Source organism: Mycobacterium sp. IS-3022 (assembly GCF_001500065.1).
GTDB lineage: Bacteria > Actinomycetota > Actinomycetes > Mycobacteriales > Mycobacteriaceae > Mycobacterium.
The window spans coordinates 39,973-56,608 of the sequence record NZ_LQIN01000010.1; the positions used below are offsets into that span (position 1 = coordinate 39,973).

At 66.7% G+C, this 16,636-nt stretch carries 22 protein-coding genes; 15 read left to right on the forward strand and 7 right to left on the reverse strand.

Going from position 1 to position 16,636, the window contains the following annotated elements; translation table 11 throughout:
* Positions 1-23: 23 nt before the first annotated feature.
* The 3 genes from AU188_RS24905 to AU188_RS08705 are packed head-to-tail and all read right to left on the reverse strand — an operon-like array spanning position 24 to position 2,028.
* On the reverse strand, positions 24-236 hold the full coding sequence (locus AU188_RS24905) for an exodeoxyribonuclease VII small subunit (RefSeq protein WP_082686548.1): 213 nt from the start codon (positions 234-236) through the stop codon (positions 24-26).
* Positions 233-1,465, reverse strand: coding sequence for an exodeoxyribonuclease VII large subunit (gene xseA, locus AU188_RS08700; RefSeq protein ID WP_059163329.1), 1,233 nt, complete (start codon positions 1,463-1,465; stop codon positions 233-235). The genes AU188_RS24905 and xseA overlap by 4 nt, the downstream gene beginning before the upstream one ends.
* Positions 1,462-2,028, reverse strand: coding sequence for a lipid droplet-associated protein (locus AU188_RS08705; RefSeq protein WP_059163330.1), 567 nt, complete (start codon positions 2,026-2,028; stop codon positions 1,462-1,464). Before AU188_RS08705 ends, xseA begins: the two co-directional genes overlap by 4 nt.
* A gap of 75 nt (positions 2,029-2,103) precedes the next feature.
* Here AU188_RS08705 and AU188_RS08710 point away from each other — a divergent pair, with 75 nt between their 5' ends.
* Positions 2,104-3,105: a 4-hydroxy-3-methylbut-2-enyl diphosphate reductase gene (locus AU188_RS08710; protein WP_059163331.1), complete on the forward strand. Its 1,002-nt coding sequence runs from the start codon at positions 2,104-2,106 to the stop codon at positions 3,103-3,105.
* 15 nt (positions 3,106-3,120) lie between these two features.
* Here AU188_RS08710 and AU188_RS08715 read toward each other — a convergent pair whose 3' ends face one another.
* Complete coding sequence (locus AU188_RS08715; RefSeq protein WP_059163332.1) at positions 3,121-4,209, reverse strand: DUF6542 domain-containing protein; 1,089 nt, start codon at positions 4,207-4,209, stop codon at positions 3,121-3,123.
* Between the two features lie 84 nt (positions 4,210-4,293).
* Here AU188_RS08715 and ychF point away from each other — a divergent pair, with 84 nt between their 5' ends.
* The 7 genes from ychF (at position 4,294) to AU188_RS08745 (ending at position 8,519) form a co-directional block, all read left to right on the forward strand.
* A complete protein-coding gene (gene ychF, locus AU188_RS08720) occupies positions 4,294-5,367 on the forward strand; it encodes a redox-regulated ATPase YchF (RefSeq protein WP_059163333.1) in 1,074 nt (357 codons plus the stop codon).
* A 309-nt stretch (positions 5,368-5,676) separates the two neighbouring features.
* Entirely contained in the window at positions 5,677-5,916 is a 240-nt protein-coding gene (locus AU188_RS24910; protein WP_172799441.1) for a VOC family protein, read from the forward strand.
* 61 nt (positions 5,917-5,977) lie between these two features.
* Positions 5,978-6,262 carry a type II toxin-antitoxin system Phd/YefM family antitoxin gene (locus AU188_RS08725; RefSeq protein ID WP_082686550.1) on the forward strand — a complete coding sequence of 95 codons (285 nt, stop codon included), beginning with the start codon at positions 5,978-5,980 and terminating at the stop codon, positions 6,260-6,262.
* On the forward strand, positions 6,259-6,522 hold the full coding sequence (locus tag AU188_RS08730) for a type II toxin-antitoxin system RelE family toxin (RefSeq protein WP_059163334.1): 264 nt from the start codon (positions 6,259-6,261) through the stop codon (positions 6,520-6,522). Before AU188_RS08725 ends, AU188_RS08730 begins: the two co-directional genes overlap by 4 nt.
* Positions 6,523-6,578: 56 nt before the next feature.
* A complete protein-coding gene (locus AU188_RS08735) occupies positions 6,579-6,944 on the forward strand; it encodes a DUF1801 domain-containing protein (protein WP_059163335.1) in 366 nt (121 codons plus the stop codon).
* 6 nt (positions 6,945-6,950) lie between these two features.
* Complete coding sequence (locus AU188_RS08740) at positions 6,951-7,436, forward strand: SRPBCC family protein (protein WP_059163336.1); 486 nt, start codon at positions 6,951-6,953, stop codon at positions 7,434-7,436.
* A gap of 264 nt (positions 7,437-7,700) precedes the next feature.
* The gene (locus tag AU188_RS08745) at positions 7,701-8,519 is read left to right on the forward strand and encodes an LmeA family phospholipid-binding protein (RefSeq protein WP_082686551.1); all 819 of its coding nucleotides are present in this window, start codon (positions 7,701-7,703) and stop codon (positions 8,517-8,519) included.
* 15 nt (positions 8,520-8,534) lie between these two features.
* Here the strand turns inward: AU188_RS08745 and AU188_RS08750 are convergent, their stop codons facing one another.
* Positions 8,535-9,212 (reverse strand): hypothetical protein, encoded by a 678-nt coding sequence (locus AU188_RS08750; protein ID WP_059163378.1) that lies wholly within the window; start codon positions 9,210-9,212, stop codon positions 8,535-8,537.
* Positions 9,213-9,254: 42 nt separating this feature from the next.
* Here AU188_RS08750 and AU188_RS25260 point away from each other — a divergent pair, with 42 nt between their 5' ends.
* Entirely contained in the window at positions 9,255-9,419 is a 165-nt protein-coding gene (locus AU188_RS25260; RefSeq protein WP_156425484.1) for a hypothetical protein, read from the forward strand.
* On the opposite strand, the gene AU188_RS08755 is transcribed toward AU188_RS25260, so the two are convergent.
* Positions 9,416-10,198 (reverse strand): adenylate/guanylate cyclase domain-containing protein, encoded by a 783-nt coding sequence (locus AU188_RS08755; protein WP_059163338.1) that lies wholly within the window; start codon positions 10,196-10,198, stop codon positions 9,416-9,418. The genes AU188_RS25260 and AU188_RS08755 overlap by 4 nt on opposite strands.
* A gap of 28 nt (positions 10,199-10,226) precedes the next feature.
* On the opposite strand from AU188_RS08755, the gene AU188_RS08760 reads away from it, so the two are divergent.
* Positions 10,227-11,210: a hypothetical protein gene (locus AU188_RS08760; RefSeq protein ID WP_059163339.1), complete on the forward strand. Its 984-nt coding sequence runs from the start codon at positions 10,227-10,229 to the stop codon at positions 11,208-11,210.
* A gap of 37 nt (positions 11,211-11,247) precedes the next feature.
* Here the strand turns inward: AU188_RS08760 and AU188_RS08765 are convergent, their stop codons facing one another.
* On the reverse strand, positions 11,248-12,105 hold the full coding sequence (locus AU188_RS08765) for an alpha/beta fold hydrolase (RefSeq protein WP_059163340.1): 858 nt from the start codon (positions 12,103-12,105) through the stop codon (positions 11,248-11,250).
* 100 nt (positions 12,106-12,205) lie between these two features.
* Between AU188_RS08765 and AU188_RS08770 the strand changes: the two genes are divergently transcribed.
* The 5 genes from AU188_RS08770 (at position 12,206) to AU188_RS08790 (ending at position 16,610) form a co-directional block, all read left to right on the forward strand.
* Positions 12,206-12,820, forward strand: a complete 615-nt coding sequence (locus tag AU188_RS08770) for a TetR/AcrR family transcriptional regulator (RefSeq protein ID WP_286137363.1) — start codon at positions 12,206-12,208, stop codon at positions 12,818-12,820.
* A gap of 29 nt (positions 12,821-12,849) precedes the next feature.
* Positions 12,850-13,323, forward strand: a complete 474-nt coding sequence (locus AU188_RS08775) for a VOC family protein (RefSeq protein ID WP_059163380.1) — start codon at positions 12,850-12,852, stop codon at positions 13,321-13,323.
* A gap of 205 nt (positions 13,324-13,528) precedes the next feature.
* Positions 13,529-14,296, forward strand: coding sequence for an MlaE family ABC transporter permease (locus AU188_RS08780; RefSeq protein WP_059163341.1), 768 nt, complete (start codon positions 13,529-13,531; stop codon positions 14,294-14,296).
* Positions 14,293-15,147, forward strand: a complete 855-nt coding sequence (locus tag AU188_RS08785; protein WP_059097940.1) for an ABC transporter permease — start codon at positions 14,293-14,295, stop codon at positions 15,145-15,147. The genes AU188_RS08780 and AU188_RS08785 overlap by 4 nt, the downstream gene beginning before the upstream one ends.
* Before the next feature lie 2 nt (positions 15,148-15,149).
* A complete protein-coding gene (locus tag AU188_RS08790; protein ID WP_059163342.1) occupies positions 15,150-16,610 on the forward strand; it encodes an MCE family protein in 1,461 nt (486 codons plus the stop codon).
* Positions 16,611-16,636 lie beyond the last annotated feature (26 nt).

Genomic DNA, 16,636 nt, shown 5'->3' on the forward strand with positions numbered 1-16,636 from the left:
TTTCCGCCGGGGTCGTTGCCGGATCAACTTTCTTCGGATTCCTTGGCGGCTAGCGCATCCTCGATCCGCTTGCGCGCACCAGCTAAGTGTTCTTCGCAGCGTTTAGCGAGGTCTTCACCGCGTTCCCAGAGCTTCAGCGATGCATCGAGGTCCAAGCCGCCCTGCTCCAGTTGCTGGACGACCGCGACCAGTTCTTCTCGGGCTTCTTCGTAGCCGAGTTCACTAATGGGCTTCATTGAGTCGTCCCTTCCGGCCCCTCGCTGACCGCCGCGATCGCCCCGTCGGCCACCCTGACGCGCAGTCGGCTGCCCTTCGGTGCGTCCGCCGTCGTCCGCAGCACGCTGCCCGCGGGCATGGTCTGCACCACCGCGTAGCCCCGCGCCAGCGTCGCCGCCGGCCCCAGTGTGCCCAGGCGCGCCGACAGGTGTCCGATGCGGTCGGTTTCGGCGGCCACCAGGCGGGTGATGTCGCGGCGGGCGGTGGCGCGAGCGCGGTGGACCTCGTCGGCGCGCGCATCGATCGCGGCCAGCGGCTGCGCCAGCACCGGTCTGCTGCGCAACTGGTCGATGGTGCGTTGTTCGCGGTGCACCCAGTTGCGCAGCGCCCGCCCACCGCGTCGACACAGGTCGGTGATCAACGCCTGCTCGGCGGCGGCGTCGGGGACGATGCGCTTGGCGGCGTCGGTGGGGGTGGCCGCCCGCAGATCGGCGACCAGATCACACAGCGGGTTGTCGGGTTCGTGACCGATGGCGCTGACCACCGGCGTGGTGCACTTGGCGATCTCGCGGCACAGTGTTTCGTCGTAGAAGGGCAGCAGGTCCTCGACGCTGCCGCCGCCGCGGGCGATCACGATGACGTCCACCTCGGGATCGACGTCCAGTTCGCGTAACGCCTCGACCACCTGCGGCACGGTGTTGGGGCCCTGCACCGCGGTGTTGCGGATCGCGAAATGCACTGCGGGCCAACGATCTCGAGCAACCGTGACGACGTCGCGCTCAGCGTGGCTGGCCCGGCCGGTGATCAGCCCGACCGTGCGCGGCAGAAAGGGCAGCGGCCGCTTCAGCCGTGGGTCGAACAGCCCCTCGGCGTCGAGCAACCGGCGCAACCGCTCGATGCGGGCCAGCAGCTCGCCGAGCCCGACGGCGCGGATCTCGTAGATGCGCAGGCTGAACGAGCCGTTGCGGGTGTAGAACTGCGGCTTGCCGTGCATCAGCACCTGCGTGCCCTCGGTCAGCGGCACCGGCGCATTCGCGACCAGGTCACGCGGACAGCTCACCGATAGCGACATGTCGGCGGCGGGGTCGCGCAGCACCATCCATGCGGTCGTCTGGCGCAGTTTGAGTTCGGTCAGCTGGCCCTCGACCCAGACGGTGCCGAGCCGGTCGATGTACTTGGCGACGCGGGTGGCAACCGCGCGCACCGGCCACGGGTTGTCCGGGGACTTGCCCGGCTCGCTTTCGGTCACCGGGCGGACGCGCGGGTGATCCTGTTGGCGAGCAAAGTTTGGAACGGTGCGCGGCCCTTGGTGGCCTCTTCATAGGCCAGCAGCGCCTCGAGATCGTTGACCCGCAGGGTGCCCAGGCGAGCCCGCAGTTGCGCGAGCGTGAGCGATTCGTAGTCCAGTTCCGTGACGATCTCGGGGACCTCGCCCGGGTCGGGTGACGCCGTGCGGGTTTCCCGGTCAGCCGTCGACGTACCCGGTTCCCCGTTGCTGAACAGCGCGAAGCGGCCCTCGGTCAGGCGCTCACCGTCGGTGGTGGGCGTCGGGGCGGTGCCGCCGTCGAGGTCCTCGTCGAAGGTCGCCCACTCGGGCTGTTCATCCTTGGGCGGAAAGAGCGACTCGAGCGTCTCGTCACCCTTGATGACCAGGTCGGCGACGTCCTGCTGCATCTTCATCACCAGGTGCGCGAGCTGGCTGACGACGGTCATCGGGTACATCAGGATGGTCTGGGGGAGCTTACGGGTTTCCTCGATGGCGGTTACCGCCGCGCCAACCAGCAGACGGACCCCATACGGTGCGGTTGCCATGGCCCCCAGCCTACGGGCGGCTTCTCGGCTGGTCCGGGAGGGCCACCGAACGACTCTTTGCGTACCCTGGGAACCATGCCGCCGACTATCAACATGGGGATTCCGGGTGCCTCCAGCTCGGTCACCGGTGGCGTCTCCGGCAAGCGGGTGCTGCTCGCCGAGCCGCGGGGTTACTGCGCGGGAGTCGACCGCGCCGTCGAGACCGTCGAGCGGGCGCTGGAAAAGCACGGCGCCCCGGTTTACGTGCGCCATGAGATCGTGCACAACCGGCACGTCGTGGAGACGCTGGCCAAGGCGGGTGCGGTGTTCGTCGAGGAGACCGACGAGGTACCCGAAGGCGCGATCGTGGTGTTCTCCGCCCACGGCGTCGCGCCGACCGTGCACCAGACCGCCAAAGAGCGCGACCTCAAGGTCATTGACGCCACCTGTCCGCTGGTCACCAAGGTGCACAACGAAGCCAAGCGGTTCGCCCGCGACGACTACGACATCCTGCTGATCGGCCACGAGGGCCATGAGGAGGTCGTCGGCACCGCCGGCGAGGCGCCCGACCACGTGCAGCTCGTCGACGGGCCGGATTCCGTCGAGAACGTCACCGTGCGCGACGAGAGCAAGGTGATCTGGCTGTCGCAGACCACGCTGAGCGTCGACGAGACCATGGAGACCGTGCGCCGGCTGCGCGAGAAGTTCCCGACCCTGCAGGACCCGCCGAGCGACGACATCTGTTACGCCACGCAGAACCGCCAGGTGGCGGTCAAGGCGATGGCTCCGGAGTGCGAGCTGGTGATCGTGGTCGGATCGCGCAACTCGTCGAACTCGGTGCGGCTGGTCGAGGTTGCGCTGGGCGCCGGCTCCGACAGAGCCCACCTCGTCGACTACGCCGACGACATCGACCCCGCGTGGCTCGATGGGGTGACGACGGTCGGGGTCACCTCCGGCGCGTCGGTGCCGGAGATCCTGGTGCGCGGCGTGTTGGAGCGGCTGGCCGAGTACGGCTACGACGTCGTGCAGCCGGTGACGACGGCCAACGAGACGCTGGTGTTCGCGTTGCCCAGGGAGATCCGTCCCGCGCGCGCCTAACGTCGAGCGGCAGCGTCAGATGTCGTACTCCCAGGAGTCGGCCTCCCAGTCGCGGGGCGTCCGGCGGCGGGTGCGGTACTCCGCGCGGTCGTCGGTCTCTTCGCCCCGGTAGCGCACCCGGGAAACCGGGTGGTGGGTCCCGTTGCCGTTGCTACGGTGTGGTTCGCGAGGTTGGTAGTCGTCGAAGCGGCGGCGACGCTCGGGGCGCTCCCCGGTCCGATCGCGGCCGGTGCGGTCATAGCCGGCGCGGCGCTCCGACGGGGGAGGGCCGGGCTGCCGCGGGTTCGCCGGGCGCGGCCGGCGACGAGGCTCGGCCGATGACGGCGGCTCGGCGTGCCTGCCCGAACGGGTACGCCGGGGCCGCTCGGCGACGGGCTCGATGATTTCGGTCTCGGGCGGACGGACATGGCGCGGTCGTGGCGTGGAAGTCCGGCTGGCCGGCCGACCGCTGCGATTCGACGCCGTTCTGGCGGTGCGGGCGGGCCGGCTCGCACTCTCGGTCCGCTTACGGCGGGGCGGCGCAACCTGTTCGGCGTCGTCCGGGGATTCGCGCGCCAACAGGGCCGACACCTTGACCGCCGCTTTGCTCATCAACGCCGTCGCCAACTCCGTCACGCGTCCAGGCTTCGACTCGGTGCGGTCGTCGGCGGCTTGTGGGGAGGTGCGGCGGGTCGCCATGCCGACGTACCAGCGGATCATGCCGACCACCAGCACGGCCGCCGAGGTGAAGAACATCAGCGGGAAGCGCTCGATCAGCGGGTAGCCGCAGTTGATCGCCAGATCCTTGACGCCGGTGAACTGCCCGCCGGTGAACAGGAAGTAGGCCCCCGGCACGCTGACGAACAGAATCAGCGGCGGCTGGATGACCGCGGTGAACACCGCTTCCTGCCGGACTGCCAGCACCGCCGCGAGGCACCCGAGGATGTAGCACGCGGCGAAGACCGAGCTGAGTTCTCTGCTGCCCGATCCGGCGTCGAAGGCGAAACCGATGGCGGTTGCGGTGAACGCGACCAGCACAGCACCCCACCCGGGGACACCGGGGAAATTGGGGTGCGCGGAACGATGGTCGGCGGCCACCGCCGACCGTGCGCGCTGTGCTGACACAGGTAGACCGTACCGGCTTTCGCCATGTGTGGCTGTCAGCGCGGTTCGGGCGCGCCCGTCACAGTCTCCTAGACTCTGGACCCTGTGAGCTTGAACCTGGGAATCGTCGGCTTGCCGAACGTCGGAAAATCGACGCTGTTCAACGCGTTGACGCGAAACGACGTGCTGGCCGCCAACTACCCGTTCGCCACGATCGAGCCGAACGAGGGCGTCGTGCCGCTGCCCGATCCGCGGTTGGCCGAACTGGCCAGAATTTTCGGGTCGGAAAAGATCGTTCATGCGCCGGTCACCTTCGTTGATATCGCCGGGATCGTCAAGGGCGCATCCGAAGGCGCCGGGCTGGGCAACAAATTTCTGGCCAACATCCGCGAAAGTGACGCGATCTGCCAAGTGGTGCGGGTGTTCAGCGACGACGACGTGGCACACGTCGACGGCCGCATCGACCCGAAGTCCGACATCGAGGTCATCGAGACCGAACTGATCCTCGCCGACCTGCAGACGCTGGAGAAGGCGTTGCCGCGGCTGGAGAAGGAAGCCAGGACGCACAAGGACCGCAGGCCGGCACACGAGGCGGCCGCAGCCGCGCAGGAGATCCTCAACGGTGGGACGACGTTGTTCGCCGCGGGTGTGGACACCGCGCCGTTGCGTGAACTGAATCTGCTGACGACCAAGCCATTTCTGTATGTGTTCAACGCCGACGAGGCGGTGTTGACCGACGACGCACGAAAGGCGGAGTTGCGCGAGATGGTGGCGCCCGCCGATGCGGTGTTCCTGGACGCGAAGATCGAGGCCGAGCTGCAGGAGCTCGACGACGAGTCGGCCGCCGAGCTGCTCGAGTCGATCGGCCAGACCGAGCGTGGGCTGGATGCGTTGGCGCGGGCGGGTTTTCACACGCTGAAGTTGCAGACATTCTTGACCGCGGGACCGAAAGAGTCGCGTGCGTGGACGATTCACCAGGGCGACACCGCGCCGAAGGCGGCCGGGGTGATCCACACCGACTTCGAGAAGGGCTTCATCAAGGCCGAGATCGTCTCCTACGACGACCTGGTCGAGGCCGGGTCGATGGCTGCGGCGAAGGCGGCGGGCAAGGTGCGGATGGAGGGTAAGGACTACGTCATGGCCGACGGCGACGTGGTCGAGTTCAGGTTCAACGTTTGACTGTTTCGCAATGTCGGACTGAGAGCTTCGCGACGCATATATATCCATCGTCAAGCTGTCAGCTGTACATTGCGTGCGCCACACGACGTTGATCGGCCGCGGAATTCGGTCGAGTTCCGCTTCAACGTCTAAACATTCGGAGAGTGGCGATGGGGTGTGTGAGGAGTGGGGCGTCACCGGAGCGGCGGCGCAGAACCATCATCACGCGTTCCGCGGGTGCATAGGAGGGTCGTGAACGTGGCCACCCGCAATCGGCATGGCGAAGGGCCGGCCGAGGCGTAGGTCTCGACGGACGCCGGCATCACGGTCGTGCTGCACTCGACCGGGTTCGCGTCATGGTGGGACGAGAGCGCGCCTCAGCCATCAGCTGACGGACCGCAAATCGACCTCGAGCTGCAGTCTGCGAAAAGCCTAGACGCGATGGTCGAGGCGCTCGCTGCCGATGGGGTGACGATCGTGAAGCCGCCCACGGACATGCCCTGGGGGCAGCGCTTCGCGATCGTGCTCGACCCGGACGGCAACCGCGTCGGGCTGAAGGCGCCGCGATGACTTGAGTGCTGCCCGGCGACGGCGACGTGCTCGTGTCATCCTTCGCGCTAGAATTCTGTACATGTCTACGTTGCCGCTGGCGGAGGTTCGGGCGAACCTTTCCAAGCTTGTGGATGAGGCGGTGCGCACTCATGAGCGAATCGAGGTAACTCGGCAAGGCCGTCGTGCAGCAGTGATCCTCAGTGCGGACGATTACGACTCGATCATGGAAACCCTGGCGATTCTCAGCGACCAGGAGCTGGTTCGCGAGTTGCGCGACGCCGAGGCGGAAGCAGACAACGGTGAGACCTACTCGCTTGATGAGGTGACAGAGGAGATGCGCGCCGCCGGGCGGCTGCCGCGGTGACCTACCGCATTGAGCTGACGAGAGCCGCGAAGAACGCGTTGACTCACCTCCTTCCCGAGGCGGCGGCACTCGCATGTTGGGAATTCATCCGGGGGCCGCTCGCCGAAAGTCCGCACCGCGTTGGAAAGCCGCTTCGGGGGCAGTTGGAAGGTCGATACTCCGCGCGGCGGGGCGAATTCCGGGTGATCTACCAGATTTTCGAAGACCGAATCGTCGTGCGAGTCATCCACATCGCGCATCGTCGCGACGTATATCGATGACGTGACGTTGCCTGACTCGACCTATACGCCACCGATGGTTTGAGTAACTTCGAGACATGACTGAGGACTGGCGCATCGGTCGGATCGACGAGATCCGGTCGCTGATCAAGCAAGCCGAACCCGACGTCGTCGAGGAGATCAAGTGGCGTAAACCATCGAACCCTGATGGCGTTCCGACGTTCTCGCTTGACGGCCTCATCTGCACGCTCGAGATGTACAAGGGCAAGGTGAAGGTGAATTTCGCCAAGGGTTCGTCCATCAGCGACCCGGACAAGCTGTTCAATGCGAGTCTGCAGGCACCCGTCGGGCGCTCCATCGACCTACGCGAAGACGACGAATTGGACCCGGACGCATTCAAGAGGTTGATCAACGAGGCGGTCAAGGTCAACCGCACCAATCGAGCGTCGAAGCGCCGAAAATAAGGTGCCATGGCCCGTACCGATACCGCGTCCCGGGTGGTCAAAGCCCCGCTGAGCCGGGTCTTCGAAGCGCTTGTCGACCCCGACGCGCTCGCCGAATGGCTGCCGCCGTCCGGGATGACCGGCCGGTTCGATCACTTCGAGGCCCGTCCGGGTGGCTCTTATCGGATGATCCTGACCTACATCGATCCGCCCACCGGCGGCGGCAAGACCGACGCCGATTCGGATGTCGTCGAGGGGCGCTTCCTCGCGATCGAGCCCGATCACCGCGTCGTGCAAGCAGTCGACTTCGCTTCCGACGACCCGTCTTTCGGCGGGACCATGACGATGACCTGGACGGTGAGGAGGGTCGACGGCGGTACCCGGGTCGAGCTGCGCGCCGACGACGTGCCGCCGGGGATATCGGCGACCGACCACGAGGCCGGCATGAACTCCTCGCTGGACAATCTGGCCGCCTACCTCGCCCGCCACCAGACCGTCTTTCGCGCCGAGTGACCGGGCCCCCGACGGGCATAGGGCAGAATCGCGCAAGTGACGCAGCCGCCACGACGCCCAGGGCCGCCTGACTGGCGAGGTCGGGGTGCGCCACCGCCCAACCCGGGCCAGAGACCGCCACCGCCACCGAGACGGCCGGCTCCACCGAGGCAACCGCCACCGAACCAGCCGCCCGAGCCGCCGACCGAGCGGTTCGACGCACCATCGCCACCGCCGAACCTTCGGCCGGCTCAGCGATACCCGAAGCCCCCCTCACCGGCCGATGTGCGGCCGACCGAGCAAATCTTCCGAGAGCCTCCTCCGCCGCCTCCGCCACCGGAATTCGGGCCGACGCCCGGAACGGACGAAAAGCCGAGTCGGGCAAGGGGCTTCAACAAGACGTCGATCATCCTGATCGTCGTCATCGTGATCGCCCTTCTGGTGGGCGGGCTCACCGTTGGCGAGCTGTACGCCCGGCACCGCGCCGACACCATCCTGACCGACGTCGCCGAATGCGTCACCGAGGACGGCGTCGCGATCTCGTTCGGCGTGAACCCGCCGTTTCTGTGGCAGCACATCACCGGGCACTACACCAACATCTCGGTCACCACCGAAGGGAACCGCGTGCAGAGCGCCGACGGCATGACCGCCGAGGTCGTGCTCGCCGACGTCCGCCTACAGGACACCGCAGACTCCAAGGGCACCATCGGAAGGCTCGACGCGACGTTGACCTGGAAGTCGTCGGGCATCAAGGACACCGTCGCCGCCAACCTGCCGGGAGTCGGCAGCATGATCACCGGCGTGCGCACCGACGCCGCGGCGGGCACGGTGATTCTGGAGGCCGGTGACAACAGCGTCACCGCCAAGCCCGTCGTCGGCGACGGCGACCTGAACCTGGAGGTGCTCGACGTCACCGGTCCGCTGCCCAAGGATGCGGTGCAGACGGCGCTCAACGAGTTGACCAAGAAACTCAACGACAACTATCCGCTCGGGATCCACGCCGACAGTGTCGAGGTGACCCACTCCGGCGTCACCGGAAGGTTTTCCAGCGACGACGCCTCCATCCCGAAAGAGGACGCCAACCCCTGCTTCGCGCGCCTCTAGCGGTATTGACGTCGATCAGTCCAGGTCGACCGCGATCTCGGCGCTGAGCTGACAGCCGGGGGCCAGCGGCAGCGTGTCGCCGCTCCAGAACGAACCGGGGTCGAACCAGTTGTAGTGCTTCTCCGTACTCAGCAACCCCATCTCCTCGTAAGTGATGGCGACGGTCTCGGCGCAGTACGCGGTCTCGAGCCCAACTTGGAGCTTCTGTTGCTTTCGGCGTTGCGTCGCATCGCGAACCCTGCTGTGCAGGAAGGGGATTCCGCGGGTGAAATCCGCGACGGCCAACCGGCCGCGAAACCACCGGCCGGTCAACCGCGCCGTGCTCGGAAACGGTGTGCCGTCCATCCGCGCGACCACCTTCAGCGCGCGGTCCTCCTGCTCGCGGCTGGCGATCGGTGTCAGTTGCCGCAGCCAGCACCGCTGGTGGTAATTGCTGATCCAGCGCTCCACGACCTGGCGGGCGTCGTTGAGCTGCACCCCGCGCTGGTTGCGGCCCGTCCACATGTCGGTCAGCTTGTCGCCCAACTCGGCATGCCAGATCAACGGCGGCAGATCCTCGATCGCGAGCGTCATCCCGACGTGGTTGACCGGGCTGTTGGTCAGCGACTGGATGGCCCGGTCCGGCCCGGACCGCCCCCGGAAAAGCCAGAGATCCCCGGTCCGCGTCGCGTCGAGGGCCTGCTCGAGCGACACCGCGGTTGGTTTCACCCCCGCAGCTTAGGCAGACTGACCGCTATGCGCGGCATATGGAAGTGGGTCGGGCTGGCGAGCGTCGCCGGTGTGGTGGCAGGCGGAGTGCTGGTGGCTCGTGATCAGCGGCGCCGCAATTCCTACACGCCCGAAGACATCCGGGCGAGGCTACACCAGCGGGCCGCCGAGGCCGGCAACGCCGAACGCTAGGCCGCGACGGCGTAGAGCCGGTGCGAGCCGCTGAAGCCCTTGAGTTCGGCGTCGCGGCCGTCGTCGAACGAGATGTCCTCGACCTCGGCGAGGGCGTCGCGCACCACCTCGCTGACCAACACCTCGCCGCCGCCGGCTTCACTCGCCACACGGGCCGCCATCGCGACGTTCCGGCCGAACAGGTCGTCGCCACGACGCACCGACTTACCCATGTGGATTCCCATCCGGACCCGAATGCCGTTGGGCTGCCTGCGAAGTGACTTCTGCACGTCCATGCTGCAGCGCACCGCCTGCTCCGGCTGGGCGAACGCGACCATGAACCCGTCGCCCTGGCTCTTCACGACATGACCCGAGTGCTTGTTCACATGACGTCGCACCATCTTGTCGTGGCGGCCCAGCAACCTGACCCAGGCGCGGTCACCGATGCGTTCGTTGAGCGCGGTCGACTCCTCGATGTCGGAGAACAGGATCACCATCTTGCCGCTCGGCGCCAGCCGGGCCAGATCCGGCCGTTCGACCTCCGCCCAGTCCGCAAGGTCCTCGATCGAGGAGCGCACCGCGGCGCCGAAGCCGTCCTTGCGCAGGATATTGGCGGTCTGCCAAACCTGCTTGACCGCCTCGCGGCCCCCGGTGAGCAGCATGTTCTTGGTGTCGACGCGACGGCGAGCGTCGTCGAGCTCCTCGCGTTGGCGGGTGTAGCGGATCCACAGCACAGCCAGCGCGACGGCCTCCGCCGCCGCCACGAACCCGAGTATGTAAGCCGCGATCTGCGCTCCCATCACCGCTCAAGTATTGGATGCTGAAGCGGTGACGCTTGCGGAGCCCCCGTATTACGAGAGTCGCTACATCCGCGCCAACCACCCCGACCTGCCGCAGGCGCTGTGGCTACGGGAAACCCTGCTGCTACCGAGCGCAGGTGAACCGGTCGCGGACGTGTGGGTGATGATCTTCGATCCGGCCGGTGCCGGCAACCGGGCGCTCAAGGAGCCGTATCCGATCGCCTCGGCCGAGTTCGGCTACGACGACTGGTCTGCCCGCATCGCCGCCACGGTCCTCGATGACCGCTCGGCGCAGGGCGTCGTCACCGGCGGCCCGAGCTTGATCACCGGCTCGTCCGGCGGGCGCTCGGCACGGTGGGACCTGCGCATCACGCCGGGCGACGAGGATCCGGTCAAGCTGCTCACCGAACGCGCCTACGCGGCCCGGTTGCCGACCGCGAAGACCACGGTGCGCCATCCCTTGGCCCGGTTCGACGGGCTGCTCGAACTCGACGACGTCCGTCTCGTGGTCGACGGCTGGTCCGGCAGCGTGAACCACAACTGGGGCAGCCGGCATACACCGGCGTACGCGTACGGGCAGGTCTGCGGGTTCGACGACGCGCCGGAGACGACCCTCGAAATCGTCACCGCAAGAGCTGCACTCGGCCCGGTGTTGTTACCCGGCGTCACGCTGTTCGTGTTCCGCCACGCCGGAAGCGAATTCGCGGTGCGCACTATTCGCGGCAGCCTGCACACGCACGGGCACTACCGGCCGTTCGCGTGGGCCTTCGGCGGTCGGGTCGACGACCAGATGATCGAAGGTGAGATCGTCACCGAGCCGGCCGATGTCATCGGCCTGACCTACACCGACACCGACGGCACGACGAAGTACTGCTACAACTCGGCGATCGCCACCTGTCGGATACAGCTGGCGGGCAAGGCTTTCGAGCGTGCCGAACTGACGGCCACCCGCCGCACGATGTTCGAGGTCCTCACCGACACCCGTCACGAGACGGTTCCGCTGCTGGCTTAGTTTCTCGGCGAGCAGACGCAGCTCACCGGACTCCCGGTCAGCGGCTGACGAACTGCACAACGACTTCGGAGAACGCGTCGTTGTCGTCACCGGCGGCGGTATGGCCGGCGGCAGAGAGTTCGGCGAACTCCGCATGCGGCACCTTCTCGAGGAAGTCCCTCACGCCGTCGCTGCTGACCACATCGGAAAGCTTCCCGCGGATCAGCAGAACCGGGATCGTCAAGCCCATCACCGCCTGCTCCAGCTTTTCCTCGCGGACGAACCGATTGTCCGCCGGTGCGGTGAGAAACGCCGGATCCCAGTGCCAGAACCACCGCCCATCGCGGAATCGCAGGTTCTTCTTCAACCCCTCGGGGTTGCGCGGCCGCTTCCGGTGCGGCAGATACGCAGCAACCGCTTCAGCCGCCTCGTCGAGAGACTCGAAACCGTCCACGCCGCTGGACATGAACTCGCGGATGCGGGCGCTGCCGTCCTTCTCGTACCGCGGCACCACGTCCACGAGCACCAGCTTGGTCACTTTTTCCGGGCCGGCCGCGGCGGCCACCAGCATGCCGGTCATTCCGCCCATGCTCGCGCCGATCAGGGCGACCGGTCGGCCGATCTGCTCCACTACCTGCAGCGTGTCCGAGCACAGGGCGTCGACCGTGTAGTTCGCATCCGGCGCCCGGTCGCTGTCGCCGTGTCCCCGGCTGTCCAGCGCCACCACGTGCAGTCCACGATCGGCCAGGATCTGTCCGGTCTGCTTCCACGAATGCCGGTTCTGCCCGCCGCCGTGCAGGAGCAGCACCGAGGAACGCTCCGACTCCACACCGCGGTTCCACTCGTCGGCCACCAGGGTGATGTCGTCGCTTCCGCGGAACTTCACGGTCTGCGGTTCGCTATCAGTCGCGTTCACGGACGTCCTCTCCGGCTCACCCCGGTGGCTCACGTTACCCAGCCGACAAAATCAGCAGTTCCCCGGCATCATTGATGAGGGCGTCAATATACTTTGCTCCGTGCAGCCCGAGCTTGCCGACCACGACCGTGAGTGCATCATCGAGGCTGCCTACGCCTGCCTGTCGCAGCCGCACGCCGGCCCGGTTCCCGTCGCCGCGATCTTGCAGCGTGCGGGGGTTTCGACGCGGGCCTTCTACCGTCACTTCGAATCGAAAGACGAGTTGTTCCTCGCGATGCTGCGGCGGGAGACCGACGCATTGTCCCGCCGGCTCGACGGCGTCGCCGAAGACAGGTCGGGCACACCCGAGGAACAACTCAAGGCGTGGATCGAGGGCATGTTCACGCTGATCCACGACGACGAGACCCGGATGCACTTCACCGTGATCGACTCCGACGAGATCCGTGCCGCGAAGGGCTACCGCGAGACACGGGAGAAGGCCCACGCCGATCGCGAGCGATCACTGGTGGAGATCCTGCGGCGCGGCCGCGACGACGGCTCGTTCCCGCTCGCCGACCCCGAGCAAGATGCGGTGGCGATCAACGCGATCATCAGTCGGGTGATGATCACCCAAACCCACGACGACCACGACGGTTTGCGCCGAGCCAAGGCCGCCGTCCTGGACTTCGCGCTACGCGCCCTGGGCACCAAGGAGCCGGTCGCCGGCAGGCGATGAATTTCGGTCGCCGCGGCGGTCTTCACCGCATGCCTTCGATCACTCCCTCTCTCTGGTTCGACGACAACCTCGAAGAAGCCGCTGCGTTCTACACCTCGATCTTCCCGAACTCATCGGTGGAGAAGCTCAACCGCTACACCGAAGCCGGACCGGGTGCGCCCGGAGAAGTGGTGTCGGCCACCTTCGTGCTGGACGGCAACCGCTTCGTCGGGATCAACGGCGGGCCGCAGTTCGCCTTCACCGAAGCCGTCTCGTTCCTCGTTCGCTGTGCCGACCAGCAGGAGGTCGACTACTACTGGAACCGGCTCGTCGACGGCGGACAAGAGTCGCAGTGCGGTTGGCTGAAGGACCGCTTCGGGTTGAGTTGGCAGATCGTGCCCGACCGGCTCTACGAGTTGCTCGACGATCCGAATCCCGTCCGGGCCACCGCCGCAACCAAGGCGATGCTCGGTATGCGCAAGATCGTCATTTCAGAACTGGAAGAGGCCGTGCGCGGAAGTTAGCCAGTCGCTTCCTGAGTGGGGAACCTCACGTCTCCGGCGTCCGTTGTTGCCGGGCCGCAAAATCCTGATATACGGTTCCCGGGCGTCCGGCCCTGTGTAACCTTGCGCCACAGCCATCACGGGCGCGCGTTGTTGGTGTCAGGGAAGGTCGGCGGGCTATGGCAGTGCAGATGGCGGCGCACAGCACGCGGGTGAGAGCCCACTGATGGTCGCAGTCAACGCAATTGCCAAGCCGGTCCGCGCCTTCGGCGGGTTCTTCTCGATGGCGCTCGACACGTTCGTGTGGATGTTCAGGCCGCCCTTCGCCTGGCGAGAGTTCATCTCCCAGGCGTGGTTTGTCGCTCGGGTGTCGATCCTTCCCACACTGATGCTGACGATTCCCTACACGGTCTTGCTGACCTTCACGTTCAACATCCTGTTGGTCGAGTTCGGTGCCGCGGACTTCTCCGGCACCGGTGCCGCGCTCGGGACCGTGCGCCAGATCGGTCCGATCGTGACTGTGCTCGTCGTTGCGGGCGCCGGCGCCACCGCCATGTGCGCCGACCTCGGCGCGCGCACCATCCGCGAAGAACTCGACGCGCTGCGGGTGATGGGCGTGAATCCGATTCAAGCCCTTGTTGTTCCGCGTGTACTGGCCGCAACCTTGGTTTCGCTTGCGCTGTCCGCGACGGTGATCCTCGTCGGGCTGGCCGGCGCGTACTTCTTCACCGTCTACATCCAGAACGTCTCGCCCGGTGCATTCGCTTCCGGTCTAACCCTGATCATCGGGACGGCCGATGTCGTCATCGCGTTGCTCAAGGCCGCGCTGTTCGGGCTGTCTGCCGGCATGATCGCTTGCTACAAAGGCATTTCCGTCGGCGGCGGCCCGGCGGGAGTCGGCAACGCGGTCAACGAGACGGTCGTCTTCACGTTCATGGCGCTGTTCGCGATAAACATCGTCGCCACGGCCGTCGCGGTGAAGGTGACGTTGTGACTGTATCGAGGCCGCATTCCCAGTTCCCCTGGCTGAAAAGCCGGTTCCGCAGCGTGGCCGACCCCTGGAACCGAATCGGGATGCAGACCAAGTTCTTCGGCCGCACCTTGAGCTCCATCCGCTACACGATCATGCATTACCAGGTCGAGTTGATCCGGATCATCGCTCAAATGGGCCTCGGGGCGGGCGCACTCATCATCATCGGCGGCACGGTGGCGATCATCGGCTTCCTGACCGTGACGACGGGCGCGCTGGTGGCGGTGCAGGGCTACACCGACTTTTCGGAGATCGGTGTCGAGGCGCTGACCGGTTTCGCGTCGGCGTTCTTCAACGTGCGTCTCATCGCGCCGGCCACCACCGCGGTGGCGTTGTCCGCAACCATCGGCGCCGGCGCGACCGCCCAACTCGGCGCCATGCGGATCAACGAGGAGATCGATGCGCTCGAGGTGATGGGCATCCGTAGCATCGCCTATCTCGCCTCCACCCGAGTGGTCGCCGGATTCCTCGTGGTGATCCCGCTGTACTGCGTCGGCGTGATCGCCGCGTTCTGGGCGGCGCGGTTCGGCACCACCGTGCTCTACGGTCAGTCGACGGGGGTCTACGACCACTACTTCAGGACGTTCCTCAACCCCACCGACCTGCTGTGGTCGTTCGGCCAAACCATCGCGCTCTCAGTGGTGATCATGCTCGTGCACACCTACTACGGCTACACCGCACGAGGCGGGCCGGCCGGCGTGGGTGAAGCCGTCGGGCGTGCGGTGCGCACCTCGCTGATCGTCTCCGCGTTCGTGCTCGTGATGCTCTCGCTGGCGGTCTACGGTCAATCCGGCAACTTCAACCTGGCGGGCTGAGCGTGGACGAACACGACGAAGGCCTGCATCCCGCGTGGTGGACATTGATCCTCGTGGTCATCATCGCGGCCTCCATCTGGCTGACGTATGCCTTGTTCCGCGGCAGCTTCAGGTCGACCGAGACGGTCACGCTGACCTCCGATCGGGCGGGTCTGGTGATGGAGACCAACGCCAAGGTCAAGTTGCGCGGCGTGCAGGTCGGCCGGGTCGCCGAGATCCAGGGCGGCAGCCAGCCGGTGGCGTTGAAGCTGGAGATCGACCAGGACAAGCTGGAGTACATCCCGGCGAACGTCGAGGCGCAGATCCGGGCCACCACCGTGTTCGGCGCCAAGTTCGTCGACCTGATCTATCCGAGCGACCCCAGCTCGCAACGGCTCTCGGCCGGTCAGGTGATCGAGTCGCGCAATGTCACCGTCGAGGCCAACACGGTATTCCAGAACGTCGTCGACGTGCTCGAGCAGATCGACCCGGCCAAGCTCAACAGCACGTTGTCCGCGCTCGCCCAGGGTGTCCGAGGTCAGGGCGAGCGGATCGGTGAGGCCACCACCGCCGCGAATCAGGTTCTGCTGGAGCTCAATCCGCGCCACGAGACGGTGACCGCCGACCTGCGCGCGCTGCGGGACTTCAACGACACGTACAGCGTTGCGGCGCAGGACATCCTGACCACGCTCGACGCGGCAAGTACAACCAGCACCACGATCGCCGCTCGCGCCAGCCAGCTGGACGCGTTGCTGCTGGCCACCATCGGGCTTTCCAACGCCGGCATCAACCTGCTCGCGCCGAACCAGGCCAACCTGATCAAGGCGATCAACGTGCTGGAGCCGACCACGAACCTGCTTTACAAGTACAGCCCGGAGTACACCTGCCTACTGACCGGCGCGAAGACGCTGCTGGACACCGGCGGGTACGACGCGCCGGGCGGCAACGGTCGCACGCTGGTGCTCGATGTCGGCCTGGCGCTCGGCGACGACCCGTACCGGTACCCCGAGCACCTGCCGATCGTCGGCGCCAAGGGCGGCCCGGGCGGCAAACCCAGTTGTGGCTCGCTGCCCGATGTCGCAAAGAACTGGCCGGTCCGAAACCTCGTCACCAACACCGGATTCGGCACCGGAATCGACTGGCGCCCCAACCCGGGCATCGGCTTCCCCGGGTATGCCAACTACCTGCCGGTCACCCGCGCCGTGCCCGAGCCGCCGAGCGTCCGCAACCTCTTCGGCGGACCCGCGATCGGACCGATCCCGTATCCGGGCGCCCCGGCCTACGGTGCAGATTTGTACGCAGACGACGGCACTCCGCTGTGGCCGGGCCTGCCGGCCGCGCCGCCGCCGATGGCGCCGCGCGAGCCCGGTCCCACACCGGGTTCTGAGCCGTTCATCGTGCATTCGCCCGCGCAGATGCAGCCCACACCGCTCCGACCGACACCGCTGCCCACCCCGGCCCGACCGGGACCGCCGTTCCCATGACCACCAGCGACCGCCAACAGAGCAAG

What these genes read in the sequence shown, in the direction of transcription:
- AU188_RS08775 (WP_059163380.1), top strand. Translation starts at nt 12,850, where the DNA reads ATGCCTTCGATCACTCCCTCTCTCTGGTTCGACGACAACCTCGAAGAA.
- AU188_RS08725 (WP_082686550.1), top strand. Translation starts at nt 5,978, where the DNA reads ATGTCTACGTTGCCGCTGGCGGAGGTTCGGGCGAACCTTTCCAAGCTT.
- AU188_RS08755 (WP_059163338.1), bottom strand. Translation starts at nt 10,198, where the DNA reads ATGGGAGCGCAGATCGCGGCTTACATACTCGGGTTCGTGGCGGCGGCG.
- AU188_RS24905 (WP_082686548.1), bottom strand. Translation starts at nt 236, where the DNA reads ATGAAGCCCATTAGTGAACTCGGCTACGAAGAAGCCCGAGAAGAACTG.
- AU188_RS08705 (WP_059163330.1), bottom strand. Translation starts at nt 2,028, where the DNA reads ATGGCAACCGCACCGTATGGGGTCCGTCTGCTGGTTGGCGCGGCGGTA.
- AU188_RS08740 (WP_059163336.1), top strand. Translation starts at nt 6,951, where the DNA reads ATGGCCCGTACCGATACCGCGTCCCGGGTGGTCAAAGCCCCGCTGAGC.
- AU188_RS25260 (WP_156425484.1), top strand. Translation starts at nt 9,255, where the DNA reads ATGCGCGGCATATGGAAGTGGGTCGGGCTGGCGAGCGTCGCCGGTGTG.
- AU188_RS08710 (WP_059163331.1), top strand. Translation starts at nt 2,104, where the DNA reads ATGCCGCCGACTATCAACATGGGGATTCCGGGTGCCTCCAGCTCGGTC.
- AU188_RS08780 (WP_059163341.1), top strand. Translation starts at nt 13,529, where the DNA reads ATGGTCGCAGTCAACGCAATTGCCAAGCCGGTCCGCGCCTTCGGCGGG.
- AU188_RS08735 (WP_059163335.1), top strand. Translation starts at nt 6,579, where the DNA reads ATGACTGAGGACTGGCGCATCGGTCGGATCGACGAGATCCGGTCGCTG.